Below are 21,871 nucleotides of genomic sequence, written 5' to 3' on the forward strand. Positions count from 1 at the left end.
CTACCTGACTAGATCCGCGCTGCAAACAGATCCTGATGAGTGCGGCACTGCTCGGCGGTCAGCATGAACACGCCGTGGCCGCCACGCTCGAATTCCAGCCAGGCGAAATCCACTTCCGGGTACAGCGCTTCGACGTGAACCTGGCTATTGCCGACTTCCACGATCAACAAGCCCTTCTCGTTCAGATGGTCCGCCGCCTGGGCCAGCATGCGCCGCACCAGATTCAAGCCGTCGTCACCGCAGGCCAGCGCCAGCTCGGGCTCGTGCTGGTATTCGTCGGGCATGTCGGCGAAATCTTCGGCATCGACGTACGGCGGGTTGGACACGATCAGGTCAAAACGCTGACCCGGCAAGCCGTCGAACCCATCGCCCTGCACGGTGTAAACGCGCTGATCCACGCCATGGCGCTCGATGTTCTGATTTGCCACTTCCAGCGCCTCGAACGACAGGTCGGCCAACACCACTTCAGCGTCGGGAAAGACATCGGCGCAGGCGATGCCAATGCAACCGGAACCGGTGCAGAGATCGAGAATCCGCGCAGGATCGTCAGCCAGCCAGGGTGCGAACCGCTGCTCGATCAGTTCACCAATGGGCGAGCGCGGAATCAGCACGCGTTCGTCGACGATGAATGACATCCCGCAGAACCACGCCTCACCCAGCAGATACGCTGTAGGCACGCGCTCCTCGATGCGTCGCTTGATCAGGTGCTGAACCGCCACCAGCTCTTCCTCTTCGAGGTTGCAGTCCAGATAGCTGTCGGCAATTTCCCACGGCAAATGCAGGGCGCCGAGCACCAATTGGCGAGCTTCGTCCCACGCATTGTCGGTGCCATGGCCGAAGAACAGGTCTTCCCCGTGGAAACGGCTGACAGCCCAACGGATATGATCGCGCAGGGTGCGCAGGCGGGAAGTGATCACGGCAAACTCCTTGAAAAAACGACGGGCGATTCTATCAGCCCTCCACGCAACAAACGATCCCGCACCGGGCGCGGCGGCCACGCGCAAAATTTTCCTCAGTCTTTGCCTCGTTTTGCAGGCACTATGACAGCAACCGCGACCTGCTCGACGGCTTTAAGCCCGGCAAAAAAGCGAGGCCTGTGAGCATGGCGATTCACAGAATCGCTCTGCCAGTGGACAATGTGGCAAAAGCCCCACTCGAAGGAGCCCCCCGATGTCTGTTCCAAACACTGGTCCGAAGACCATGTTTCAACTCAGTGGCCGCGAATACGCGGCGGCCACCTTGAGTAATGCCACACTGATCATCATCGATGCGCAGAAGGAATACCTCAGCGGCCCCCTCGCCCTGACCGGTGTTCAGGACGCCATCAATAACATCGTCAAACTGGTCGCCGCAGCCCGTGCAGCGAAGTCGCCGATCATTCACGTCCGTCATTTGGGCACCGTCGGCGGCATGTTCGATCCTCAGGGCGAGCGCGGGCAGTTCGTCCCCGAATTGCAGCCGCAGGGCGATGAAATCATCATTGAAAAACGCCTGCCCAATGCGCTGAATGGCACCGTTTCCACCGACGACCGCACCACCCTGCACAGCCTGCTGGAAAGCCGTGGCCGGCTGGATCTGGTGGTCTGCGGTTTCATGAGCCATTCCAGCGTCAGCACAACCGTGCGCGCGGCCAAGGATTACGGGTTTCGCTGCACGCTGGTTGAAGACGCCTGCGCCACCCGCGACCTGCCGACCCCGAGCGGCGTCATCAAGGCCGAGCTGGTGCAGCAGGCGGAGATGGCAATCATGAACGACAATTTCGCCAAACTGGCGCTGACCAAAGACCTGATCTGATTCCTCCCTCGACAGGAGCTGTTGCGACCGAGCTGACTGTGCGTGCCCTCGCACCGATCATTTTCCGGCAGTTCCTGTAGAAAAGGCGTACAAATGCAGTCGTCAGGCGGGGTTAACCCGTTCACCTGACCGCCTATCCGTTATCTACCCGTGATGCCCCTGAAACCTGGCAAGGCGGGAACCACCCCACCCTGTGCTGGTCAGAGCGCCGATACCCATAGAGGAAATCGGAATGAAAATATCCGATGGTTTTGATGCCCGTCGCCTGCGCTCCAAGGGCCAGGGCAGCTGGCGGATGCGCATTATTGCTGCGATTTCGGCCGTCCTGGCCACCGCTGGCGTGCTGCTGGCAATGGCCGGTGTCGCCAGCCTGATCGGCAACCCTGTCGCACTGGGCGAACTCAACGCCAGTCCGGCGGGCGCCGTGGTCACGGTCATCGTCGGTTTGCTGATGCTGTACGTAGGGATCTGGTTCTGGCGCCGCAGTCGTCGTCGCCGTCGTCGTCGTGCCGGCGAGCTGAACATGTCTCCCCACCTGATGAAGAAACACGACTGACCTTCGCGTTATCCGCTGCCGTTTAATCATCGATCGTCTTAATCATCGATAGTCGCGCCGATTCTGGCGTGACGCGGTTAAACTGGCCCCCTTCGCGGAGACCACCATGCAAGACGACGATTTTTCCCTGTTCAGAAGCGAGATTCGCGGCGTGAAGCCGATCAAGACTGAACATGCGGACGTAGGAAAACCCAAAACCGACCGTAAGAACCTGGCCAAGCTGCGTCAGGCAGCCACCGTGCGCTCCGATGCGACGATTACCGTTGATGGTTTGTCAGACCAGTTCGTGATCGACGTCGGCCCTGAAGACACGCTGTACTGGGCGCGTGACGGGGTGCAGGAAGGCCAGATGCGCAAGCTCAAGCTTGGGCAGATCAGCTTCGAAGGCAGCCTGGACCTGCATGGCATGAGCGTCGAAATGGCGCGCGAGACGATGTGGGAGTTTCTGGCGGAGGCGGCCAAGCTGGAAGTACGTTGCGTGCGCATCACCCACGGCAAGGCCGTGCGGCTGGATGGCAAGCGGCCGATGATCAAGAGCCACGTCAACACATGGCTGCGGCAGCATCAGCAGGTTCTGGGGTTTGCGTCGTGCATTGCCAAGCATGGCGGGGCCGGCGCGGTGTACGTCATCCTCAAGCGGACCATGATGGAAGGGCGTGACGAGTAAGGCAGGCCTTGCTGTGGTGCTCAGGTTGCCGCGGGTGGTTTGCCTGAGCGAATTATTCCTGTAGGAGCCGCCTTGCTGGCTCCTACGGATTCTGCAGTGCTCATTCAACCAATTGCTCAGCCGAGTGAAGAGCGACATCACAATTAGCGCGGGCCTGGACCGCCGCCACCGCCGCCACCACCAGGGCCGCCGCCTTCATAATGACCACCGCCGCCACCGCCTCCGTGACCCCCATGGCCTCCCCCGCCCGGGCCCCAGAATGGCCAGCATCCGGACATGGCCGACATCACCGCGATGACCATCGCGACTTTCGCTATACGACTCAACATTTCGATTTCTCTCTTAACGCGGGCTTGATCACAGGTATTCATCACCTGCTGCTTGAGACAGCACGCGCCCGTAAATCCGCGTCGCGGTTTGGTACCGATCGCGTATCGAAACTGATACGCAGGGCTGTACTTTCCCAAGGGACCGAGCGCGAGCTGTCGGCACGGCGGCGCCATGCCGCAGGCCTCTCGGCCGCCTGCCGTACCCCTGCGCGCCCAGCTACGCTACTATGTGCGCCTTTGCAGGCCCGCAACCCTGCGTTTTTTGAACCCACACGGAACACACCCCTGTGACTCTGGAACAGAACTACACCGCCATCCTCGGTCAACTCGGCGAAGACGTCTCCCGCGAAGGCCTGCGCGACACCCCGAAACGTGCAGCCAAAGCCATGCAGTACCTTTGCCGCGGCTATGAGCAAACCCTCGAAGAAGTCACCAACGGTGCGCTGTTCAGCTCCGACAACAGCGAAATGGTGGTGGTCAAGGACATCGAGTTGTACTCGCTGTGCGAACACCATTTGCTGCCCTTTATCGGTAAGGCCCATGTCGCCTATATCCCGAGCGGCAAAGTGCTGGGCCTGTCGAAGGTCGCGCGCATCGTCGACATGTACGCCCGTCGCCTGCAGATCCAGGAAAACCTGAGCCGCCAGATCGCCGAAGCCATTCAGCAGGTCACCGGCGCGATGGGTGTGGCGGTTGTCATCGAAGCCAAGCACATGTGCATGATGATGCGCGGCGTCGAGAAGCAGAATTCGTCGATGATCACGTCGGTGATGCTGGGCGAATTCCGTGAAAACGCCGCGACCCGCACCGAGTTTCTCAGCCTGATCAAGTGATCCCGGCATCCTGAAGGCCGCAGCATCAGGCTGCGGCTGTCTGGCGGCGCGTGCCGCCGAGTGAGGTTTTAGCGTGTTGATGAAAGCAGTGAGAGTCGGTCTCGGCCAGCTCGTGATTGCGGGCGATTTCCTGACCCGGCCGAGCAAGAAGAAGCGTTCTCCCGAAGCCCAGGCTGCCGTCGATGCGTCGGCCAAAGCGCTGACGCTGTATCAGTTCCACGCCTGCCCGTTCTGTGTGAAAACCCGCCGGGCAATGCGCCGTTTGAACGTGCCCGTGGCCCTTCGTGACGCAAAGAACAACGAGCCGGATCGCCAGGCACTGCTCAGCGGCGGCGGCCGGATCAAGGTGCCCTGCCTGCGGATTGAGGAAGAAGGTCAGACGGTGTGGATGTATGAATCGAAAGTGATCATCGATTACCTCGAGAAGCGATTCGCCGCTGTTTGATGTAGGTCTCCACCTTGTGGGATCGGGGCTCGACTCGTCCTCTCGGCCATTTCGCAAAACCTGTGGGAGCGAGCTTGCTCGCGAAGGCGGCGTATCTGCCGATGGGGATTCAGCGTCTTGACTGGCCTCTTCCCGGCTAAAGCCGGTCCCACATGATCGGCGATCGGCTCACTATCTCAGCCATCCCGCAAAACGTGTAGGAGTGAGCTTGCTCGCGAAGGCGGCGTGTCTGCTGGTGGAGATTCAGCGAATGCCACGCCCTCTTCCGCCTTTACTTCGGGCACCCTTCCTCGCGACACGCCGTATACGCCTTCAATTGCTCAACCCGCACTTTGGTCTGCGCTGACAGGCACTGCGCCTGAACCAGCGGCCACATGCTTCCGCCGTCCTCCCGCTTGCCGGCCTGATACTGGCAATCGGCGTCACGAAACGCGATCCACTTCTTCTGCGCGTCCTGCAGCGCTTTCTTGCGTGCCGGCGTCTTCAGATAGCCCATCTGCGTGTTGTATTGAGTGTTCAACTCCGCATCCAGCGCGGCGTACTCTTTGCTCGCGCACTGATTCATCGACGCCTGATTGGCGTCGCAGTCCTGAGCCTGGGCCGAGCAACCGATGCCCAGCGCCATCAGCATGCCGACCGCGATCATCCTGTACTGCATGTCTCATCTCCTTTTAATGAACAGCGCCAAACATCAGTCCAGCATGCCGACGTAACCCGGTTGCTGCTTGACCCGGGCAAGCCAGGCTTGAATCGCCGGGAACTGCGCCAGGTCGAAGCCGCCCTGATCGGCCACGTGAGTGTAGGCATACAGCGCAATGTCGGCGATGGAGAAACTATCCCCTACCAGAAACGGCGTGCGCAGCAACTGCTGCTCCATCACTTTCAGGGCCTTGTTACCGCGCCGGTGCAGCGAGTGGTATTCCTCCATCCGCGCCTCTGGCAGCCCCAGGTAAAACTGAATGAAGCGCGCCACCGCCAGGGTCGGCTCGTGGCTGTACTGCTCGAAGAACTGCCACTGCAGCATTTGCGTGCGCAGGCGCGGCTCGGTCAGCAGGTAAGGCGTGCCTTCGGCGAGGAAATTGAGAATCGCGTTGGACTCCCACAAGCAGGTGCCGTCTTCGAGCTCAAGCACCGGAATCTTGCCGTTCGGGTTCTTCGCCAGAAACGCTTCGGTTTCGGTCTCGCCCTTGAGGATGTCGACCGGTACCCACTCGTATTGAGTGCCGAGCAGGTGGAGCATCAGCTTGATCTTGTAGCAGTTGCCCGAGTTGTAATCGCCGTAAACCTTGTACATCAACCCTCTCCCCTCAATCGTGTGCCGTCAGTCGTGCCGGTCGTGCGTGTGCGCAATGTATCAGGCCGCCTGTGAAAGCTGTGTGTGCCGAATGACGGCGGCCAGTCGTTTCAAGCCTTCGTCGAGGCGCTCGGGGTCGATGTGACTGAAGTTCAGCCGCAGGTAACCCGGGTTGGCGTCCGGATCGGCAAAGAAGGGCTCACCCGGCATGAACGCCACGTTCTGCGCCAGGGCGCTGTCGAGCAAGGTGCGGGTGTCGATTTTGTGCTTGAGCGTCAACCAGAAAAACAGGCCGCCCTGGGGGCTGTTCCATTCCGCCAAATCAGCGAAGTGCCGTTGCAGCGCGGCCTCGAACCCATCGCGACGGGTGCGATAGAAGCTGCGCAACTCCAGCAGATGCTGCTCGTAGTGCTCGCTGCCGATCCACTGCAACGCCTGCCATTGGCCCACGCGATTGGTGTGCAGATCCGCCGACTGCTTGAGCTTGAGCAGATGGGGGAACAGGTCGGGCGTGGCGATCAGGTAACCCACGCGCAATCCCGGCATCAGGGTTTTCGACACGGTGCCGGTGTAGATCCAGCTGGCTTTTTTCAGGCGGCTGACGATGGGCCGGGCACTGGCGCCGTCAAACGTCAGCTCGCGGTAAGGCTCGTCTTCGATCAGGGTGACGCCGAATTCATCGAGCAACGCCGCCACCGCATCCCGCGCGGTTTCGCTGTAACGCACCGCCGACGGATTCTGGAACGTGGGAATCAGGTACGCGAACGACGGCGAATGCTGCTCAAGGCGCTGACGCAGTGCGTCGAGGTCCGGGCCTTCGGCGAGCAGCGGCACGGTCAGGCAATCGGCGCCGAACAGCTGGAAGATCTGCAGCGCCGCCAGATAGGTCGGCGCTTCGAGGAGGATCTCGGTGCCCTTGTCGATGTACAGTTTGGCGGCCAGATCCAGCGTCTGCTGGGAACCGCTGACGATCATCACCTGACTCGCGTCGCAGTCGACGCCCAACGCCCGCGCCTGGGCGGCCAGCGCCTCACGCAACTGCGGCTCGCCTTCGCTCATGCCGTACTGGCCGATGCTGCGCGGCATGTCAGACCATTCGCTCTTGGGCAACATGGCCTCGGCCGGCAATCCGCCTGCGAACGACATCATCTCCGGGCGCTGGGCAGCGGCGAGGATTTCGCGAATCAGTGAACTCTTCAAACGGGTAACGCGTTCGGAAAATGGCATGGGATCACCGCTGGCGGAAAGAAAGGGGAATACGTCAAACTGGTTGACCGAAATTACGATGCCGCACACGGATACGTCAATATGCTTGACCTTAAAAATTCATCCACCCAGCAAATTGCCATGGAAGCGTTTTTCTTCGGCTATCAGGCGTTCACCGCCAAAGCCGATGAAATGCTCGACCGCCGTGGCCTGAGTCGGGTGCACCAGCGCATCGTGTTTTTCATCGCCCGCTATCCGGGCCTGAGCGTGAAGGAACTGCTCAGCAAGCTGGGGGTGAGCAAGCAGGCGCTGAACACGCCGCTGCGGCAGTTGATCGAGATGGAGCTGGTGCTCAGCGTCGCGCCCGAGGACGACAAGCGTAAGCGCCTGCTGGAGCTGACCGCCGAGGGACGGAAGTTCGAAGAGTCCCTGCGCCGCGAGCAGGTCAAGTTGCTGCAACGGGTGTTCGCCGAAGCCGGCCGCGAGGCGGTGGATGGCTGGATGGCGGTGAATCAGGCGCTGGGCAACACGATGACCCGCGGCTGATCGGGAGCGATACAGGGCACTGCCGAAACTGTGCCGACCATTGCGCCGATGGCTGTATTGCAACGGGGCATGACCACTGCGTATAGGCTGGCAGCTCTGTTCAACCGTTGCGCCAAGGATAGACCCGCATGACTGACGTGCCCCTCGCGCCATTGCGACCGCTGACCGACTCTTCGCCCTCTGCCATCGTTGCCGGCTTCATCGCCATGATGACCGGCGTCACCAGTTCGCTGGTGCTGATGTTCCAGGCCGGTCAGGCCGCCGGGCTGACTTCGGCGCAGATTTCCTCGTGGATCTGGGCGCTGTTCATGGGCATGGCGGTGTGCAGCATCGGCCTGTCGCTGCGCTATCGCTCGCCGATCACGGTGGCATGGTCGACGCCGGGCGCGGCGTTGCTGATCACCAGCCTGGGCGGTGTCGCTTACCCCGAAGCGATCGGCGCGTTCATCACCTGCTCGGTATTGGTGATTATTTGTGGGGTCACCGGCAGCTTCGAACGGCTGGTCAAGCGCCTGCCGACATCACTGGCGGCGGCACTGCTGGCGGGGATTCTTTTCAAGATCGGCAGCGAAATCTTCGTCGCCGCGCAACACCGCACCGGCCTGGTGCTGGGCATGTTCTTCAGTTACCTGATCGTCAAACGTTACTCGCCGCGCTACGCCGTGCTGGTGACGTTGTTGGTCGGTGTCGCGCTGTCGGGCATGCTCGGCCTGCTGAATTTCAGCGGCTTCGCCCTGGAAGTGGCGATGCCGGTCTGGACCACGCCTTCGTTCTCCATCGCGGCGACCGTCAGCATTGGCATTCCGCTGTTCGTCGTCGCCATGACCTCGCAGAACATGCCGGGCGTCGCGGTCCTGCGCGCGGATGGCTATCAGGTGCCCGCCTCGCCCCTGATTACCGCCACCGGGATCATCTCGCTGATCACCGCGCCCTTTGGCGCCCACGGCATCAACCTCGCGGCCATCAGCGCCGCCATCTGCACCGGTCCCCACGCCCACGAAGACCGAGACAAGCGCTACACGGCGGCGATCTGGTGCGGGATTTTCTACGCCATCGCGGGGGTGTTCGGCGCAACGCTGGCAGCACTGTTCGCGGCATTTCCCAGAGAACTGGTGCTGTCGATTGCCGCGCTGGCGCTGTTTGGTTCCATCATCAACGGCCTGACCGTGGCCATGAACGAGCCGAAGGAACGCGAAGCGGCGCTGATCACCTTCATGGTCACCGCGTCGGGGCTCACGCTGTTCTCCATCGGTTCAGCGTTCTGGGGGATTGTTGCGGGGGTGTTGACGCTGGTGATTCTCAACTACCGCAAATGAGCGCTCTCGGCATGCCATTCTTCTGCAGGAGCGCGCTTGCCCGCTATTCGCGGTGAGTCAGGCGATAGCGAGTGCAGCAGGCAGATCCCATTCGCGAGCAAACGCGCGCTTGTCAAACCTACCAACGCCGCCGATGTATCTGGCGACCTACGGATTGTGGGAGCGAGCTTGCTCGCGAAGAGGCCGGGATATGCGCTGAGTCTTCAGCGGCTGAAATGCCGTCTTCGCGAGCAAGCTCGCTCCCACAGGAATTGTGTTTGCAGCGCCACAGCGCGGCTGTATGAACGATGGAGATCATCTCCAGGTTGCACGTTGGAGACCGGGTTCGAGGGTGGACCTCAGCGACGACTGAACTGCAAATGCGCGGGATCATGTTTCGGTCGAGTTGGCGGAGGGCGGCTTGCCAAGCCCCGGCTCATAACCTGAAATGCCCCACCATGCCTTTCAATTCCATGCCCAGCGACGCCAACTCGATGCTTGACGCCGCGTTGCCCTGCATTGCCAGCGCGGACTGATCGGCACTGGCGCGGATGCTGGTGACGCTGCGGTTGATCTCTTCCGCCACAGAGCTCTGCTCTTCCGCCGCGGCAGCAATCTGCTGGTTCATCTGCTGAATCATCGACACCGCCGCGGCAATGCTGCCCAGCGCGCTCTCGGTCTGCAGCGCATCGCTCACCGCCAGTTTGACCAGCTCACCACTGCTCTGAATCTGCGCCACTGACGCCTGGGCACCGCTTTGCAGACGGCTGACCAGCCGCTCGATTTCTTCCGTGGACTGCTGCGTGCGCTTGGCCAGCGCGCGGACTTCATCGGCCACCACCGCAAAGCCCCTGCCCTGCTCCCCCGCCCGTGCCGCTTCGATGGCCGCGTTCAGTGCCAGCAGGTTGGTCTGCTCGGCGACGCTTTTGATCACGCCGAGCACTGTGCCGATGTTCTGGATTTCCGTGCTGAGGTTCTCGATCGAATCGCTGGCAGAACGGGACGACGACGCCAGCTGCTCAATCCGCTGCATGCTCTGGCGCACCACGGCCTGGCCCGAGTCGACCTTGGTGTCGGCGGTCTGCGCCGCGAGCGCCGCTTCTTCCGCATTGCGCGCGACATCGTGGACGGTGGCGGTCATCTGGTTCATCGCCGTCGCCACCTGCTCGGTCTCTTCCTTCTGGCTGCTGACTTCCAGATTGGTCTGCTCGGTCACCGCCGACAGTGAATGGGCGGACGTCGCCAACTGCTCAATGCCCGCCTGCAGGCCGCTGACGATCGTGCTCAAGCCGGCGCCCATCTGCTGCATCGCTTGCATCAACTGGCCGATTTCGTCCTTGCGGGTCACATTCACGGTGCGACTCAGGTCGCCGGCCGCAATCCGCTGGGCCGTGGCAATCACGCTGCGCAGCGGCGCGACGATCAGGCGCGTCATCACCAGCGCCGCGATCAGACCGACCACCAGCGCCAACACGGACGAGCCGATGATCATCATCGAGTTGGCCTGCAACTCGCTCTGCATCGACTGGCCTTCGGCGTCGTAGGCCTGATTGACCTGCTGCACCACGGCTTTGGCGTTGCTCGCCAGTTGCTGCGAGACCTTCGCTTCCGACTCCAGCAGCCCGGTGTATTCGTTGAGCTTGTCGCTGAAATTGCTGATGTGCCCGCCCACCTCGGTCAACACCGTAAGGTAACCGGCGTCCTTGATCACGCCCTTGAGCTGCTCGGCGAGTTCCTGCGCCTGAACCGCCTGCTCGATCTTGCCGGTCTTGACCTCCTCGCCCGAGCCCGTCTTGCGGCTCTTGTCGAGGCGCACCCGGGCCTCGTCCATGGCCTGCATCATCAGTTTCGACACCTGGCTGACCTGACCGGCCTGCTCGATGAACTCTGCGCCCTGCTGCCCCTGGGAATCTTTCAGCGTGTAGGCGCCATCATCGGCCAGCCCCGCCTGCAACACGTCGAGGTTATTGGCGACGCTGGACACCGACCAACTGGCCATTTCCAGCGCCAGGTCCTTGCTCTGACTGATGCTGACGAACTCGTCGAACGATGCACGATAGGCCGCCAGCGCCTGTTGCACCTGGCCCATCACCTGCTCGTTGATCGGCGCGCCCCCCTTGAGCTGCTCCGCCTGAGCATTCAGCCCATCGAGCCCGGCGTGAACCTGATCGACCACCTTCGGATCGCCGTGCAAGGCGTAATCCTGCTCCAGCAGCCGCACGCGATTCACATCGCTGTTGAGTGCGGTCATCGCCTTCAGGCTGTCGAAATGCGCGCTGATCGAGCGCAACGACCAGACCCCAATGGCCGCGACCAGCGCCGTCAACAGCAGCACCAGCACGAACCCGATGCCCAGCTTCTTGGCCATCCCCAGATTGGCGAAACGCGTCTTCACGGCAGACATCATCAGTTTCCGCTCCACAGCTTGAGGGCGCACATGGCAAAGCCATCCGCGCGCGGCCAGTCAATATCCGTGAAGATTCGCAATGCCCAAGGGGCAAAACAAGATGTTGCTGCCTGAATGATGGCAAATAGCTAGAGCAAGGTCGCTTACAGAACGGTGATCGTCGTACTAGCGCGTGGCCGGGGCCACCGTCAGGGCGCCCGCCTCGGTATCGAGCACCGCACGAGTGCCCAACGCCACCGCCAGATTGCGGTCGCCGTGGCCGATGGACAGACCGCCCAGGACCGGAATGCCCAGATCGCCCAGACGCTCGATCAAGACATCGGACGGCCGGATCGGGTTATTGCCGTGCCCCGGCTCGCTGAACTGACCCAACGCGATGCCGCCGAGCCGTTGCAGAATCCTGCAATTGAGCAGATGGGTGATATTGCGATCAACCCGATACGCCAGCTCGCCGACGTCTTCGAGCAGCAAGATCGCGCCTTCCAAGTCCGGCATGAAGGGTGTGCCGATGCAGGTGCTCAGCATGCTCAAGTTGCCGCCAAGCAAGACGCCCTCCACTGTCCCCGATGTACGCACGGTAAAGGTGGGTTCGGCCGGGTCCGCATGGATGACGGAAGGCTCGGTGCTCATCAATGCGTGCTTGAGCGTGCTGGCGAAGATGCCGCCCTTCTCCAACTGCGCGGCCACCGGCCCATGAACCGTGGCGAGGCCTGTGTGGGTCCAAAGTGCGGCGTGCAAGGCGGTGATGTCCGAGAAACCGACCACCAGCTTCGGGTCGCGAAGCACGGCGTCGTAATCCAGCTGCCCGAGGATGCGCTGAACGCCGTAGCCGCCACGGTTGCAGAGGACTGCGCGGATCTCGGGGTCGGCCAGGGCGTCGTTGAGGTCGGAAATGCGATTGGCGTCGGTGCCTGCCAGGAACCCGATGTTGTCCAGAGCGTGGGGGTAGACGCGGGGGCGTAATCCCCAGGAGGTGAGTTCCCGCACGGCTGCTTCCACCCGGACTTCGGCCACTGGACCGGCTGGGGACACCAGCGCCACGGCGTCGCCGGCTCGAAGGAGTTTTGGGTGGAGGGTTGGGCGGGAGGCAGGCATTTTCGGGGGCTCGGCGGGTGTTTGGTGATGGTGCAATGTAGAGCAGTGGGGGGAGTGAATCTAGTGGTGGGTGCCGACTTGAAGAAAAGCTTTGTTCAGGAAAGCTGCGCGAGGGAAGCACGGAACCAGCCAAGCCGCGTGTGAACTTGTAGAAAGACAGAAGCGAGATTGGTAACATCGGACTAGGGCAAGCCTAGCTAGGAAGCTACGTAGCCTTTTCTAAACCAAGGAAAAATATGAGCTGGAAAGATCATCCTATCGTTATTGCAGCTGGTACATGCGTTGCTACTATGGGGGTATGCTACAAGCTTTTGATTCCTGCATATACGACCACTCTAGAAAATCAAGTGGCAAAAGACCTAACTGCGATTAGCGAGTTAAAACAAATTTCGGATAGAGCTCGAGAGCGCGCAGATAGACTTGACCAACTCAACAAAGAACTCCTAAGTGACGGAATTTTTTCAAATTGTAGCCCTTACCCACGTGCACTCAGCAAGATAAAGGTCGGAGATCGTACGGATAAATTAGTTGAGATATATGGAGAGAACTTAATAACCCGCGAAGAAGATAACAGGTGGCTGACACTTGAAGTTAACGACGACCCAATATTCTCGAAGCCAACATATTATTTTGATAAAGAAACATCAAAGATAAACCAAATATTATTCTTTTTTAATGAGCGAGTTGACTCACTACACACTAATGCTACGCAAGACCCTAAAAAAGAGTCAGCAACTCAGATTTCCGTGATAAATCAGATAAAACGTGCATTCCCGCAAATAGATATTGAGCGAAACAAGGAAAGATCTAAGCCAGAATACAATGCCTCATTTAAAGGCAAAGTCATATTCCAGATTGACCAAAATGCGATGCTAGTCACTAGAAACGCACTTAATATAGATAGCAAAATCTGCGCTGCCAAAAATTAGTTCTCCTCAGAGGCAATGGCTCTGAGTGCCCTATGGTCGTGTGGTTGTGGGTTGCCTACACCTAATTATTCGCAATGACACGCCGGGCTGCATTAGCTGACGGTTCTCATATCGAATATATTATCAGCGCGCAAACTTTTGAAATATCAGATATGAATCCAAAATCCAGTTTTTCTTAAAGTTTCAACCAAGGTTTTACAGATCGTATAAACGTCATCACTCTGTTTCAAATTTGGCACTTGGTCACTACCAGCGCTCGCCCTGCTGAAGACATTCCGCGTATCTGGCTGGCCAATTTCGCCCTAAGTTAGAGTCGATTTAGAAAGGGAAGCTGCGTCGAGTGCTGCGATCGACTGAGCACGAGTAGAGCGGCATCAGCAGACCCAATGCCACCTTGGCAAAGGGCAGCTTTGGGTGAGCTAAAGGAGAATAGGGCCCAACTTACCAATCTTTTTTTAAACGATCCGCTCAGGTTCCCCAATGCTTTTTAATAAAGCGTTATATTGGACAGCGTCAGATGCGTAGATTTTATTGAGGACATAGTTTGCCACCTTTGCGATCTCGGGAATTTCTATTGGCTTAAAACTTCTGTCCGGCGCAGATTCAAGATGAGAAAACTCGTTGTTTAGCCGATTTACAAGGGCAACAGCAGCCTCTTCTTCTCCAAAAAACTTTTTTATTCTTTCAAAGCTGTCATTTCTGTCATCATGGTACGGATATTTAAAGAAAAGGAAGGCTTCAAGGAATTTTCGCAAGTTATTGCCAAAGCCGAAAAAAGGCTCATGACTGATCTGAGCCGCTGCTTGATCTTTACACTTGTAGATCTGGTGAAACAGGTAGTGAAATTCGGTTATGTAGTCCCTGAGGTAAGACGGCATGAGTGAAATATTACTTGCAGCTCCACTGCGCTCAATAATGAAATGCTCATGATCAGGAATACTTTTTGTCTTGCCGTCAACAGCAGATATTTTTTTCGTTGGAATTGAAAGCCGCTTTATATATTTCAGAAAGTCCAGATTATGAGTTGAAATAAAAAGTTGCTTATACCTATAGCCATTGGAGCCATCAGTTTTTTTAATTGGCTTGGCAATTAGGCTTTCAATCAGACTAAACATGAAGAATATATGATTGCTATCCAAGCTCGAAATCGGATCGTCAATATATATGATTAATTCTTTGCCCTTACTGTCGGGCGATTCTAGCCTTGCGATAAAATAGCAGAACGCGATCAAGCTGCATTCTCCTTCGCTCAGGTTGTATGCTGCCTTGCCATCACGTGTGATCTCAAATTTAACGGCTGCCCTATAAGCATCGTCGCGAGGCTCAAGCTTGAGGCCGTCATGCCCGAAGAAGTTATTAAGCAAAGAGTTGACTCTTCCAGCCCCCTTGCGCTCATCCCTTTGTTTATTTAGCAAGTTTTGGATTTCGAGCTCGGCATCACGAATTTCTTTTTCAGCACTCGTGCAGATTAGTTCTGCAGCATCAGCTCCAGCCTTGACCTTTGATATACTCGTTAGCTCGGCGTCATAAGCAATCGCATCCGCGAATGCAGAGACGTCCGTTAATCGAAGTTCATTTCTGGCGGCAATTTTGTCGTTTTCTAAAGTTTTTGTTTTGCCATTGTTAGTGGCAATCAAACCATTGATAGCATCCACATGAAGCTGGATATCTTCGGAGTTATGCAAAAAGGGCAGCAGCATCACGGGGTGAAAAAGATTGTTTTTCCTTGACTCCAGTGACCTCTCGAGCGTCTCCAAATCTTTCTTGTAGATACCTAGCTCATTAGCAAGCTTCTGGCTACTTGCGTCAAAGATAGACCGCTCCTCTGTGTAAAACTGATCGCTTCTCAACATCGTTAAGCCGGTCAAAGCTGAAATTTCGCCTTGTACTGCAGTGATAGCATTTTCTAAATCTGATTCAAGCTCACGAGATTCTTCGCTGAAATGCTCATCGAGCACTTTCCAAATGTCATGAGGCAAGCTCTGCCGGCAGAATGCACACACGTCACGTTTATTTCGATGATGGGTGATACCCTGTTTTACCCACAGCTGCAATACACTGTCGTTGAGCAATTCCTGAATAGGCTTTGTCGGCGTGATAACTTTGGAGAGAAGTGGGTCAGCTTGCCTCTTAAGCAATTCATATCTGAGGGGAATTTCAAGCCTATCGGTTATATCGGCTAAAGCTTCTTGCTTAAGGAGCGCGAGCTTTCCAGACTGCTCTGGAAGCGTCAGCGGAGCAAATCCTGCCTTCTTTGTTGTTGCAATGTCCCGTTTAATGTTTTCGATGTTGTAGACCGGTACTCCATACTGGAGATTTTTTTTAATCTTATCAGCAGCGTGTGAACGCAGCTTGCCCTCCAATGCACTTAGAGCTCTGTCATGGCTGGCCTTGGCGTGATCCCGCTCTTTCTTTCTTGCTTCAACTTCAAAACGAAGGCCTGCCTTTGAGTCAACGCTTCCCAGCCTGGCCTCGATTGCGGCAATGGCGTCGTCGATCTCTTTATTCTGCTCACCAACGATTGCGAAGGTCTTGATCTCTCCAACGACATCCTGATTGACAAGAAAGCTCAAGTTCTCCTCTACAAAATCGCGGTTATACACTCTCACGTCATAGCTGTGAGTCATTAGGCCCGAACAGGTGACCACGCCTCCGTCGCCTGTGACAGTGAAAGCGGAGTCTGTGTAGTTGGTCGGAAGCTTACCGGTCTCCATTGCACGGAAAATACGTGAAAGGGTGGTCTTACCCGAGTAATTGCGACCGTAGAGGATATTTAACCGGTGGAAGTTTTTAACATTTTTTCCGCTATCCCTAACGGCCTTCTTCCATTCAAGACCTGAAAAGCTGCCGAAGCTTGCGATGTCTATCTGACTGATCACTTATCCATACCTACCCTGGTGGATGTTGAGTTCTTGCAGCAGCAATTTCCTGCTTAGTGATCTATAGCAGATTGTGGAAGTTGCTGCACCTAAGCGAAATCAAGCTGTCAGAGGTCCCACGTTGCATCTCGTATCTCAACCTCATCAGCCAGGGGCGTAGAGCAGGTTGTGGAGTCGTGTTGACGAAACAGCTCTTCCGAACCAGCTCTTCCGAACCAGCTCGGCCGGTCCTGTGCGCCTCACCTCCAGCCAGCCGTGCTTCCGTTGAGGCGACGCCAAAACGACGCCGGACTCAGTACCAAACGCGCATCCGGGACCACCCAGGCGGCTGGCAAGATGTCTTGGGTCGGATAAGCGCTCAGGCGCAGTCTAGTTCAATTGCGCGCGGTCAGCGTCGCGGGCATGCACAGCGTTCACCCTGTTGAGCACGGCAGACTGGCGGTTCGAGGCTCGTTGCTGATCCTGGCGGGTTACGGTCGACGTCAGTTGGCGGTGGAACAGCTAACAGCTGATTAGGCGCCGATGAACGCCAGTCCCGGGATTTCAAGTAGCCGGTGACCTCGTGGACCACTATGCGCGCAACCGACTCAACCACCACCGCCAACGGCGCGTGTTGCGCCGGTTACTCGTGGCAGCCCAGCAATGCCTGCCCCAATTAATCCGCTACTAGACAAGCGGATATACAGCTTAATTGACATGGTGACCGAGTGAAAATGGGCAGGCGTGCAGTGACGCTGAACCGGGCCCCGTTGAAATACACTTTCTTCCACAGAAATTCGTCATCACCCTGAAACACAAACGTCAAATCTGGCCGTTCCAACAGGAACCGGAATAGCACCTCCAACCACACACCCTCTGGAAAGCCATCGTTGATAGCAATGCTGTCGAGCTGCATCCCTATAACCAGAGAGGACTTGCCCATGCGCGTGTCTGGCCAGCAACCCCCCGTTCCCTCACCCTCCATCGAACTTCAGCAACGCTCAAATTCGACCGCCGCCACCGACCACGCTTCCGTGGGCCATGGTCATCCTCAATCCGCTCAGGTCAACGCAGCAGCTCTGCGCGAAGCCCAGAGTATGAGGCACTTGCTCACTGACTACATGACCACTCAGTTCAAGCCCTACAAGGATCGTCTGGATCTGGAATCGGGGCACCGGGGAGAAATCGATCAAATCATCGAGAGCCGCGTCAACAAACTGATGGAAGAGAACATCTCGTTCGAAGAGCTTGGAACGTTGATGGAGAAAGCCAAGAATATGGACCGCAACGCTTCAATGGTGTCGGGTACAACGGGCGGCGTGCCGTTCGCGGTGGCGTCGACGCTTCAGGCGGCCATTCCCGTGATCACGGGAATCGGGGCAAACATACAAAACCCGGTGGCAAAAGCGGCAGCCCTGGGCACGATCTCACTCGCGGCAGCATCAGCGATGGATCAGGTCGGCGGCGCTTCCATTAAAAAACTTCGAGAAGACGCGTACTACCTGCATGCGCCTGCGGACAAACTGCATGATTCGTTGAATGCCGCGCTGGAGACTATCGATACCACCGCGAACCTGGCCGTCCAGAACGCCAAGGAGGCGCAGACGTTCACGATGCGAAACGCACTAAGGACGGTTGTCAGCCCGGTGGTGGCGGCGATCAATCCGAAGGCCGAGCCCATTGTGGACACAGCTATTGCCATTGCGGGTGGGCTCGCGGCAGGGACCGGCACCGGGTACCTCGCAAACAGTCGGCGCACCGAGCAAGGCACCAGTGGACCCGCGCTGTTGTTGGGACGAAGAGATGCCGAGGCCAAAGAGGATCTGAGTCAGGAAACCGAATGGATCGACACGTTGAAGGCACTGCGGGACGCGACAACCATTCGTACGCCGCTCGCCAATGGAGTGGGACGTCTGGCCGACGCCGGCCGCACCTTGGTATCCGATCCGCTCGGAGCGGTATCGAGAACCGCCAAAGCCACGTTCACCCCTTCCGGCGCCGCCAATGTCAGCACGCTGACCGCTGGCTTCACCGCACTGGAAGCCGGTAAAGGCGCTGCGGTCAACGCCTTGAGCGCGCAGCACCCCGCGTTGAGTTCATTTGCAAAACACGCCATCAATACGGCAGGTGGCTCGGTCGTGTTCGGCAGCAACGCTGCAGGTGTGGCAGTCGGGGACAAGCTGGTTGACGACTTCAAATCGCGACGCAAGACAGCGGCGGAACCCACGACGGGCGCTACCGAGACCGCTCAATCCGTGCATGAAGATCCGACCGACGCTGCCGGCGAGACTCCCGCCGACCAGGCAACCCGCACCAGTAGACCGTCCAGTCAACGGTCCCAGCGCGCGGCGTCTGATTCGGGCTCTCTTCCACGAACCAGCCTCACCGGCAATCGGATCACGAATGCCGAGAACTCGCCGCCCGCCTCTGCCAAGTCTCCAGCAGGCAGTGTTCGGGCAAGCCTCAAGGACGCGCAAGCGCAGCCCACGATCAGCGGCGGCCCTTCCAGCGAAGCAGCGCGGCCAGGGTCGAGGTCTTCGGCGGCACCTGCCCCGCTCCAGGTTCAAACCACAGTGCCGGTGGATGATTCCTCGGATGACGACGCCAGCTTCCACACTGCGACGTCGGATAACGAATCCGTCTACCACACGCCGCCGCAAACGCCGGTTTGAGGATGCCAGACGATAGAGACTGAAACCGCCGGCCGCCGTCGTCAGAGGGCTGCTGGCAGGTCTGATGTTCCTGCAGCCACATCCGAGCCCCGAGTGCAGCGGCAGACAGGAAGCTTTAGCGCTCCAGGAAATCAAGATGTGGCAGATCCTATTGCTTAAGTTCAGAAGCGTCCTACGTCATCGCGGGAGGTTGGGATCTAGGGTGTCCGCTTGGGTCATGAAATACTCAGTTTCCAAATTTTTTGCACTCGCTTAACCATGATTAAAAGCGAGCGGCGTCCCAAGCTGGGCATTGTCAGGGAAACGTTGAATGTTCTTGTGGCATATCGTGCCCTCGTGGCATGAGATCGAAGATCGAATAAGGCAGGAAATGGGCTACCAAGGTGGTGCTCAGTTTAGAAATCATTGGGGCGAACCTGCGCCGTCCCTCAGCCTGAATATCCGCCGTGTCGAGAGCGTCAGGTCTGCGTTTTATCAAGCTGAATGGCAGGCGGGCGATCTATTAAGACGACGTTTCGCTGACCTCGACATCTCTGCCATCCTCAATGATCTGATTGATGTCGTCACGCAAATGGCAATGATCGTCGCGGGCAGCACCCTGACGGGCGGCGCCATTGGCGCGGGCGTGGGCGCATTTTTCGGCGGTGCGGGTGCTATCCCGATGGGTGCCGCTGGAGCTGCACTGGGTATGCAGGTCAGCAGTTGGATCTTGACAATACTTGGCCTGCAGTCCGTTGCAGAATACTTCGTCGAAGGCCTACCTCGCGTTGGCGGGTATTACCTGACCGGGATTCAAACTGCATGGGAAGGCCCCCGAGGCGAGGAAGGACTGACCCCCTTCAGCCAGGATGACCCCTTTGCTGTGAGCAGCGCTGCCCATAACATCGCACTCGGCCATGTAGAGGTCGTCGTTCTGCTGCTAGGTGCCATCGTTGAATACCTGACTCGTGGTCGGGGGAACGCAGGCAGACTAGCTCAGGAGATGGGAGCCAGTCCGAAAGGCGCTAACATTGGGCAGTGGATGCTCAAGCATGAGGATGCGTTGAAGGGTAGGCCTGATTTGCAGAAGGCTGAGCCGCGTAGAGGCGCGATTGGGTCTGAGGGCCCACCATCAGGTCGGCAAGATCCCAGAAACAAAGAGTCACACAGGGATAAGCCGGGCGCCATGCCACTGCATGAGGTGGACTGCTTCAAGGCAGACAACATGCCTATGTCCAAGATTGAAGAATTCGAACGACAACTGAAAGGTCAAGAGAACGGGCTCAATCGCTTGACGGCGGATGAATATCTGAAGAATGTCGCTAGTCCGATAGCTCGAGACCCAACAGTTGCAAAGCGGGCTCGCGCGGATTTGCATGCCCAACTACAGTCCAGGTATTTCGACGAGTTGTTGCAAACGATGGACGCTCTCGACGCAGAAGAGGCGGCATTCGTAAAAGCCAAGGAGACGATGACGAGTCTTGCAGGGTTACACAATCCAGATCTGAGTGCAGGAGGGAACGACTTCATCGACGATTTTGGTGATCGTCAGGTTAATTCCAGTATCGGTGCCCAGTGGCGGTCCAGAATAAAAAGCTTAAAAAACGCAGCAGAGGGCATCCCCATGGATATACGTGGCAAAACTTTCCTGAATGTTCGACTGCATAAATGTTGATTGAAAAGGAAAAATATTATGGACAAGGTATTTGCTCGATTTATACAAAAATTCGGTGAGCCCGTTGATCGCCAAGAAGTACCCGGATCAAGCATCGAACGCTATAAAGGCAAGCTGCCTAACCTTTTGTTGGAGTACTGGGCCGAACATGGGTGGTGTGGATTTGGAGAAGGGATTTTTTGGTTAGTTAATCCGCAGGAATTTGAGCCCGTGGTTACGTCATGGCTCGAAGGAACGAAGCTTAAGGGTTTAGATAGTTATCATCTGATCGCCCGAAGTGCATTTGGCGACCTATACTTCTGGGGAGAGGAAACAGGGGCTTCGCTAAAGATCTCAAGTGTCGTCTCTCGTTCCGTAACACAGACATCGGTGTTATCTAAGGACCAGTCTGACAAACGCGTTCAGGGTTTTCTATTATCTAAGGAGGTTGAGCACAACGACTTCGGTCAGCTTTTTAAGCCCGCACAGAAAAAACTTGGCACGCTTCGTCACGATGAGATGTACGGGTTCGTCCCGGCACTTATGCTGGGTGGATCAGTAGCCTTGGAACATCTAGAGAAAGTTAAAGCAGTAGAGCATTTGGTTTTTCTGTCCCAACTTGGGCCCCTTGAGGCTTACAGCTTTTCAGATTTTTAATCGAAGTCTTGGAGGTTGCGTAGTTCGTGACCACAAGCACCCTTGCGTGATGATGAAGCGAGATAGGAGCCGACATGATGATAAAAAGATATACGGCAGCTTTTTTGATTCCTATCGGGGCAAGTAAAGTTTTAGGCAAGAATGGGTGGGAGTTTGAGAGCTCTGAACGGCTATCTAGGGAGGTTGCAGAACACTTGATTGCGGCATTAAGGCTCGAGTTTATTGAGCTGTACTCAGGCATCAAAAAATATGTAGGAGGCAATATTGGCATGTCCATTTTTCTTGATGACAATAACGAGGTGGAAAATATCTACTTTCAGGTTTCCGACGATTCGCTGAAAGCGCTTACAGAGCTATGCCAAGATTCCCAACTGTACTCTAACGCGGAAATGTTCGTGCCTGAAAAAGAATGAATCTTGTCTACGGGCCCCAGTTCTACGCTCTGCCAGTGCAGGTGACGAGCACCTTTATCAGCGCTTGTCCCACGTGACGCCGCCTTGACGACGCGCGGACATAGACCCGCCGAAGCCTTGCAATGTTCTTTTTGGTAGAGGGGTGAGCCGCCCACTGAAGAATGGCAGAACCGGTCAGTGTCAGCCGCTGGTGGCAAGCTGCAACCGGCCTGATGCGGACATTCATTACCTGCAGCTTTCGA

The 21,871-nt window shown here is 57.2% G+C and carries 19 protein-coding genes and 1 pseudogene; 12 read left to right on the top strand and 8 right to left on the bottom strand.

The features are described 5' to 3' along the window. Positions 1–8 precede the first annotated feature (8 nt). Positions 9–917 (bottom strand): 50S ribosomal protein L3 N(5)-glutamine methyltransferase, encoded by a 909-nt coding sequence (prmB, locus tag AC0Z8Z_RS05240; RefSeq protein WP_485618202.1) that lies wholly within the window; start codon positions 915–917, stop codon positions 9–11. 253 nt (positions 918–1,170) lie between these two features. Between prmB and AC0Z8Z_RS05245 the strand changes: the two genes are divergently transcribed. The 5 genes from AC0Z8Z_RS05245 (at position 1,171) to AC0Z8Z_RS05265 (ending at position 4,624) form a co-directional block, all read left to right on the top strand. Then, positions 1,171–1,794 (top strand): cysteine hydrolase family protein, encoded by a 624-nt coding sequence (locus AC0Z8Z_RS05245; RefSeq protein ID WP_122535153.1) that lies wholly within the window; start codon positions 1,171–1,173, stop codon positions 1,792–1,794. Between the two features lie 232 nt (positions 1,795–2,026). After that, positions 2,027–2,350: a hypothetical protein gene (locus AC0Z8Z_RS05250; RefSeq protein WP_485618203.1), complete on the top strand. Its 324-nt coding sequence runs from the start codon at positions 2,027–2,029 to the stop codon at positions 2,348–2,350. Positions 2,351–2,456: 106 nt separating this feature from the next. Beyond that, positions 2,457–3,017 (top strand): Smr/MutS family protein, encoded by a 561-nt coding sequence (locus AC0Z8Z_RS05255; protein ID WP_065989376.1) that lies wholly within the window; start codon positions 2,457–2,459, stop codon positions 3,015–3,017. 616 nt (positions 3,018–3,633) lie between these two features. Then, the gene (folE, locus tag AC0Z8Z_RS05260; protein ID WP_122535150.1) at positions 3,634–4,179 is read left to right on the top strand and encodes a GTP cyclohydrolase I FolE; all 546 of its coding nucleotides are present in this window, start codon (positions 3,634–3,636) and stop codon (positions 4,177–4,179) included. A 79-nt stretch (positions 4,180–4,258) separates the two neighbouring features. Continuing rightward, positions 4,259–4,624 carry a glutathione S-transferase N-terminal domain-containing protein gene (locus AC0Z8Z_RS05265; protein WP_122535185.1) on the top strand — a complete coding sequence of 122 codons (366 nt, stop codon included), beginning with the start codon at positions 4,259–4,261 and terminating at the stop codon, positions 4,622–4,624. 271 nt (positions 4,625–4,895) lie between these two features. Here the strand turns inward: AC0Z8Z_RS05265 and AC0Z8Z_RS05270 are convergent, their stop codons facing one another. The 3 genes from AC0Z8Z_RS05270 to AC0Z8Z_RS05280 are packed head-to-tail and all read right to left on the bottom strand — an operon-like array spanning position 4,896 to position 7,145. After that, positions 4,896–5,282, bottom strand: coding sequence for a lysozyme inhibitor LprI family protein (locus AC0Z8Z_RS05270; RefSeq protein WP_205484119.1), 387 nt, complete (start codon positions 5,280–5,282; stop codon positions 4,896–4,898). Between the two features lie 33 nt (positions 5,283–5,315). Next, a complete protein-coding gene (locus tag AC0Z8Z_RS05275) occupies positions 5,316–5,918 on the bottom strand; it encodes a glutathione S-transferase family protein (RefSeq protein WP_122624140.1) in 603 nt (200 codons plus the stop codon). Positions 5,919–5,978: 60 nt separating this feature from the next. Next, positions 5,979–7,145 (bottom strand): aminotransferase-like domain-containing protein, encoded by a 1,167-nt coding sequence (locus tag AC0Z8Z_RS05280; RefSeq protein ID WP_485618204.1) that lies wholly within the window; start codon positions 7,143–7,145, stop codon positions 5,979–5,981. A gap of 81 nt (positions 7,146–7,226) precedes the next feature. Between AC0Z8Z_RS05280 and AC0Z8Z_RS05285 the strand changes: the two genes are divergently transcribed. Together AC0Z8Z_RS05285 and AC0Z8Z_RS05290 are read left to right on the top strand one after the other, a co-directional pair. After that, complete coding sequence (locus tag AC0Z8Z_RS05285; RefSeq protein WP_485618205.1) at positions 7,227–7,670, top strand: MarR family transcriptional regulator; 444 nt, start codon at positions 7,227–7,229, stop codon at positions 7,668–7,670. A 128-nt stretch (positions 7,671–7,798) separates the two neighbouring features. Next, complete coding sequence (locus AC0Z8Z_RS05290; protein ID WP_485618206.1) at positions 7,799–8,986, top strand: benzoate/H(+) symporter BenE family transporter; 1,188 nt, start codon at positions 7,799–7,801, stop codon at positions 8,984–8,986. 415 nt (positions 8,987–9,401) lie between these two features. Here the strand turns inward: AC0Z8Z_RS05290 and AC0Z8Z_RS05295 are convergent, their stop codons facing one another. The 3 genes and pseudogenes from AC0Z8Z_RS05295 to AC0Z8Z_RS05305 form a co-directional block, all read right to left on the bottom strand. Continuing rightward, positions 9,402–10,283, bottom strand: a complete 882-nt coding sequence (locus AC0Z8Z_RS05295) for a methyl-accepting chemotaxis protein (protein ID WP_485618278.1) — start codon at positions 10,281–10,283, stop codon at positions 9,402–9,404. Then, a pseudogene (locus AC0Z8Z_RS05300) lies at positions 10,263–11,372 on the bottom strand (HAMP domain-containing protein); the annotation flags it as partial. The pseudogene AC0Z8Z_RS05300 and the gene AC0Z8Z_RS05295, both read right to left, overlap by 21 nt. A gap of 165 nt (positions 11,373–11,537) precedes the next feature. Further along, positions 11,538–12,467, bottom strand: a complete 930-nt coding sequence (locus tag AC0Z8Z_RS05305; protein WP_485618207.1) for a S66 peptidase family protein — start codon at positions 12,465–12,467, stop codon at positions 11,538–11,540. A gap of 236 nt (positions 12,468–12,703) precedes the next feature. Here AC0Z8Z_RS05305 and AC0Z8Z_RS05310 point away from each other — a divergent pair, with 236 nt between their 5' ends. After that, positions 12,704–13,396 carry a hypothetical protein gene (locus tag AC0Z8Z_RS05310; protein WP_485618208.1) on the top strand — a complete coding sequence of 231 codons (693 nt, stop codon included), beginning with the start codon at positions 12,704–12,706 and terminating at the stop codon, positions 13,394–13,396. Between the two features lie 455 nt (positions 13,397–13,851). Here AC0Z8Z_RS05310 and AC0Z8Z_RS05315 read toward each other — a convergent pair whose 3' ends face one another. Continuing rightward, the gene (locus AC0Z8Z_RS05315) at positions 13,852–16,275 is read right to left on the bottom strand and encodes an AAA family ATPase (protein WP_485618209.1); all 2,424 of its coding nucleotides are present in this window, start codon (positions 16,273–16,275) and stop codon (positions 13,852–13,854) included. A 920-nt stretch (positions 16,276–17,195) separates the two neighbouring features. On the opposite strand from AC0Z8Z_RS05315, the gene AC0Z8Z_RS05320 reads away from it, so the two are divergent. The 4 genes from AC0Z8Z_RS05320 (at position 17,196) to AC0Z8Z_RS05335 (ending at position 21,629) form a co-directional block, all read left to right on the top strand. Then, positions 17,196–18,926 (top strand): hypothetical protein, encoded by a 1,731-nt coding sequence (locus tag AC0Z8Z_RS05320; RefSeq protein WP_485618210.1) that lies wholly within the window; start codon positions 17,196–17,198, stop codon positions 18,924–18,926. A 310-nt stretch (positions 18,927–19,236) separates the two neighbouring features. Next, positions 19,237–20,580, top strand: coding sequence for a DUF6861 domain-containing protein (locus AC0Z8Z_RS05325; protein ID WP_485618211.1), 1,344 nt, complete (start codon positions 19,237–19,239; stop codon positions 20,578–20,580). 18 nt (positions 20,581–20,598) lie between these two features. Then, the gene (locus AC0Z8Z_RS05330) at positions 20,599–21,216 is read left to right on the top strand and encodes a GAD-like domain-containing protein (RefSeq protein ID WP_485618212.1); all 618 of its coding nucleotides are present in this window, start codon (positions 20,599–20,601) and stop codon (positions 21,214–21,216) included. 74 nt (positions 21,217–21,290) lie between these two features. Beyond that, positions 21,291–21,629 carry a hypothetical protein gene (locus AC0Z8Z_RS05335; RefSeq protein WP_485618213.1) on the top strand — a complete coding sequence of 113 codons (339 nt, stop codon included), beginning with the start codon at positions 21,291–21,293 and terminating at the stop codon, positions 21,627–21,629. Positions 21,630–21,871: the final 242 nt, after the last annotated feature.

The organism is Pseudomonas sp. 1L-C-7-B-C1 (assembly GCF_057291635.1).

Bases quoted from the DNA above. Each gene is read 5' to 3' on its own strand.
- AC0Z8Z_RS05330 (WP_485618212.1), top strand. From the start codon at position 20,599: ATGGACAAGGTATTTGCTCGATTTATACAAAAATTCGGTGAGCCCGTT.
- AC0Z8Z_RS05290 (WP_485618206.1), top strand. From the start codon at position 7,799: ATGACTGACGTGCCCCTCGCGCCATTGCGACCGCTGACCGACTCTTCG.
- AC0Z8Z_RS05325 (WP_485618211.1), top strand. From the start codon at position 19,237: ATGTTCTTGTGGCATATCGTGCCCTCGTGGCATGAGATCGAAGATCGA.
- AC0Z8Z_RS05275 (WP_122624140.1), bottom strand. From the start codon at position 5,918: ATGTACAAGGTTTACGGCGATTACAACTCGGGCAACTGCTACAAGATC.
- AC0Z8Z_RS05305 (WP_485618207.1), bottom strand. From the start codon at position 12,467: ATGCCTGCCTCCCGCCCAACCCTCCACCCAAAACTCCTTCGAGCCGGC.
- AC0Z8Z_RS05295 (WP_485618278.1), bottom strand. From the start codon at position 10,283: ATGCAAGCGATGCAGCAGATGGGCGCCGGCTTGAGCACGATCGTCAGC.
- AC0Z8Z_RS05285 (WP_485618205.1), top strand. From the start codon at position 7,227: ATGCTTGACCTTAAAAATTCATCCACCCAGCAAATTGCCATGGAAGCG.
- AC0Z8Z_RS05280 (WP_485618204.1), bottom strand. From the start codon at position 7,145: ATGCCATTTTCCGAACGCGTTACCCGTTTGAAGAGTTCACTGATTCGC.
- AC0Z8Z_RS05310 (WP_485618208.1), top strand. From the start codon at position 12,704: ATGAGCTGGAAAGATCATCCTATCGTTATTGCAGCTGGTACATGCGTT.
- AC0Z8Z_RS05265 (WP_122535185.1), top strand. From the start codon at position 4,259: ATGAAAGCAGTGAGAGTCGGTCTCGGCCAGCTCGTGATTGCGGGCGAT.
- AC0Z8Z_RS05245 (WP_122535153.1), top strand. From the start codon at position 1,171: ATGTCTGTTCCAAACACTGGTCCGAAGACCATGTTTCAACTCAGTGGC.
- AC0Z8Z_RS05250 (WP_485618203.1), top strand. From the start codon at position 2,027: ATGAAAATATCCGATGGTTTTGATGCCCGTCGCCTGCGCTCCAAGGGC.
- AC0Z8Z_RS05320 (WP_485618210.1), top strand. From the start codon at position 17,196: ATGCGCGTGTCTGGCCAGCAACCCCCCGTTCCCTCACCCTCCATCGAA.
- AC0Z8Z_RS05335 (WP_485618213.1), top strand. From the start codon at position 21,291: ATGATGATAAAAAGATATACGGCAGCTTTTTTGATTCCTATCGGGGCA.
- AC0Z8Z_RS05255 (WP_065989376.1), top strand. From the start codon at position 2,457: ATGCAAGACGACGATTTTTCCCTGTTCAGAAGCGAGATTCGCGGCGTG.
- AC0Z8Z_RS05270 (WP_205484119.1), bottom strand. From the start codon at position 5,282: ATGCAGTACAGGATGATCGCGGTCGGCATGCTGATGGCGCTGGGCATC.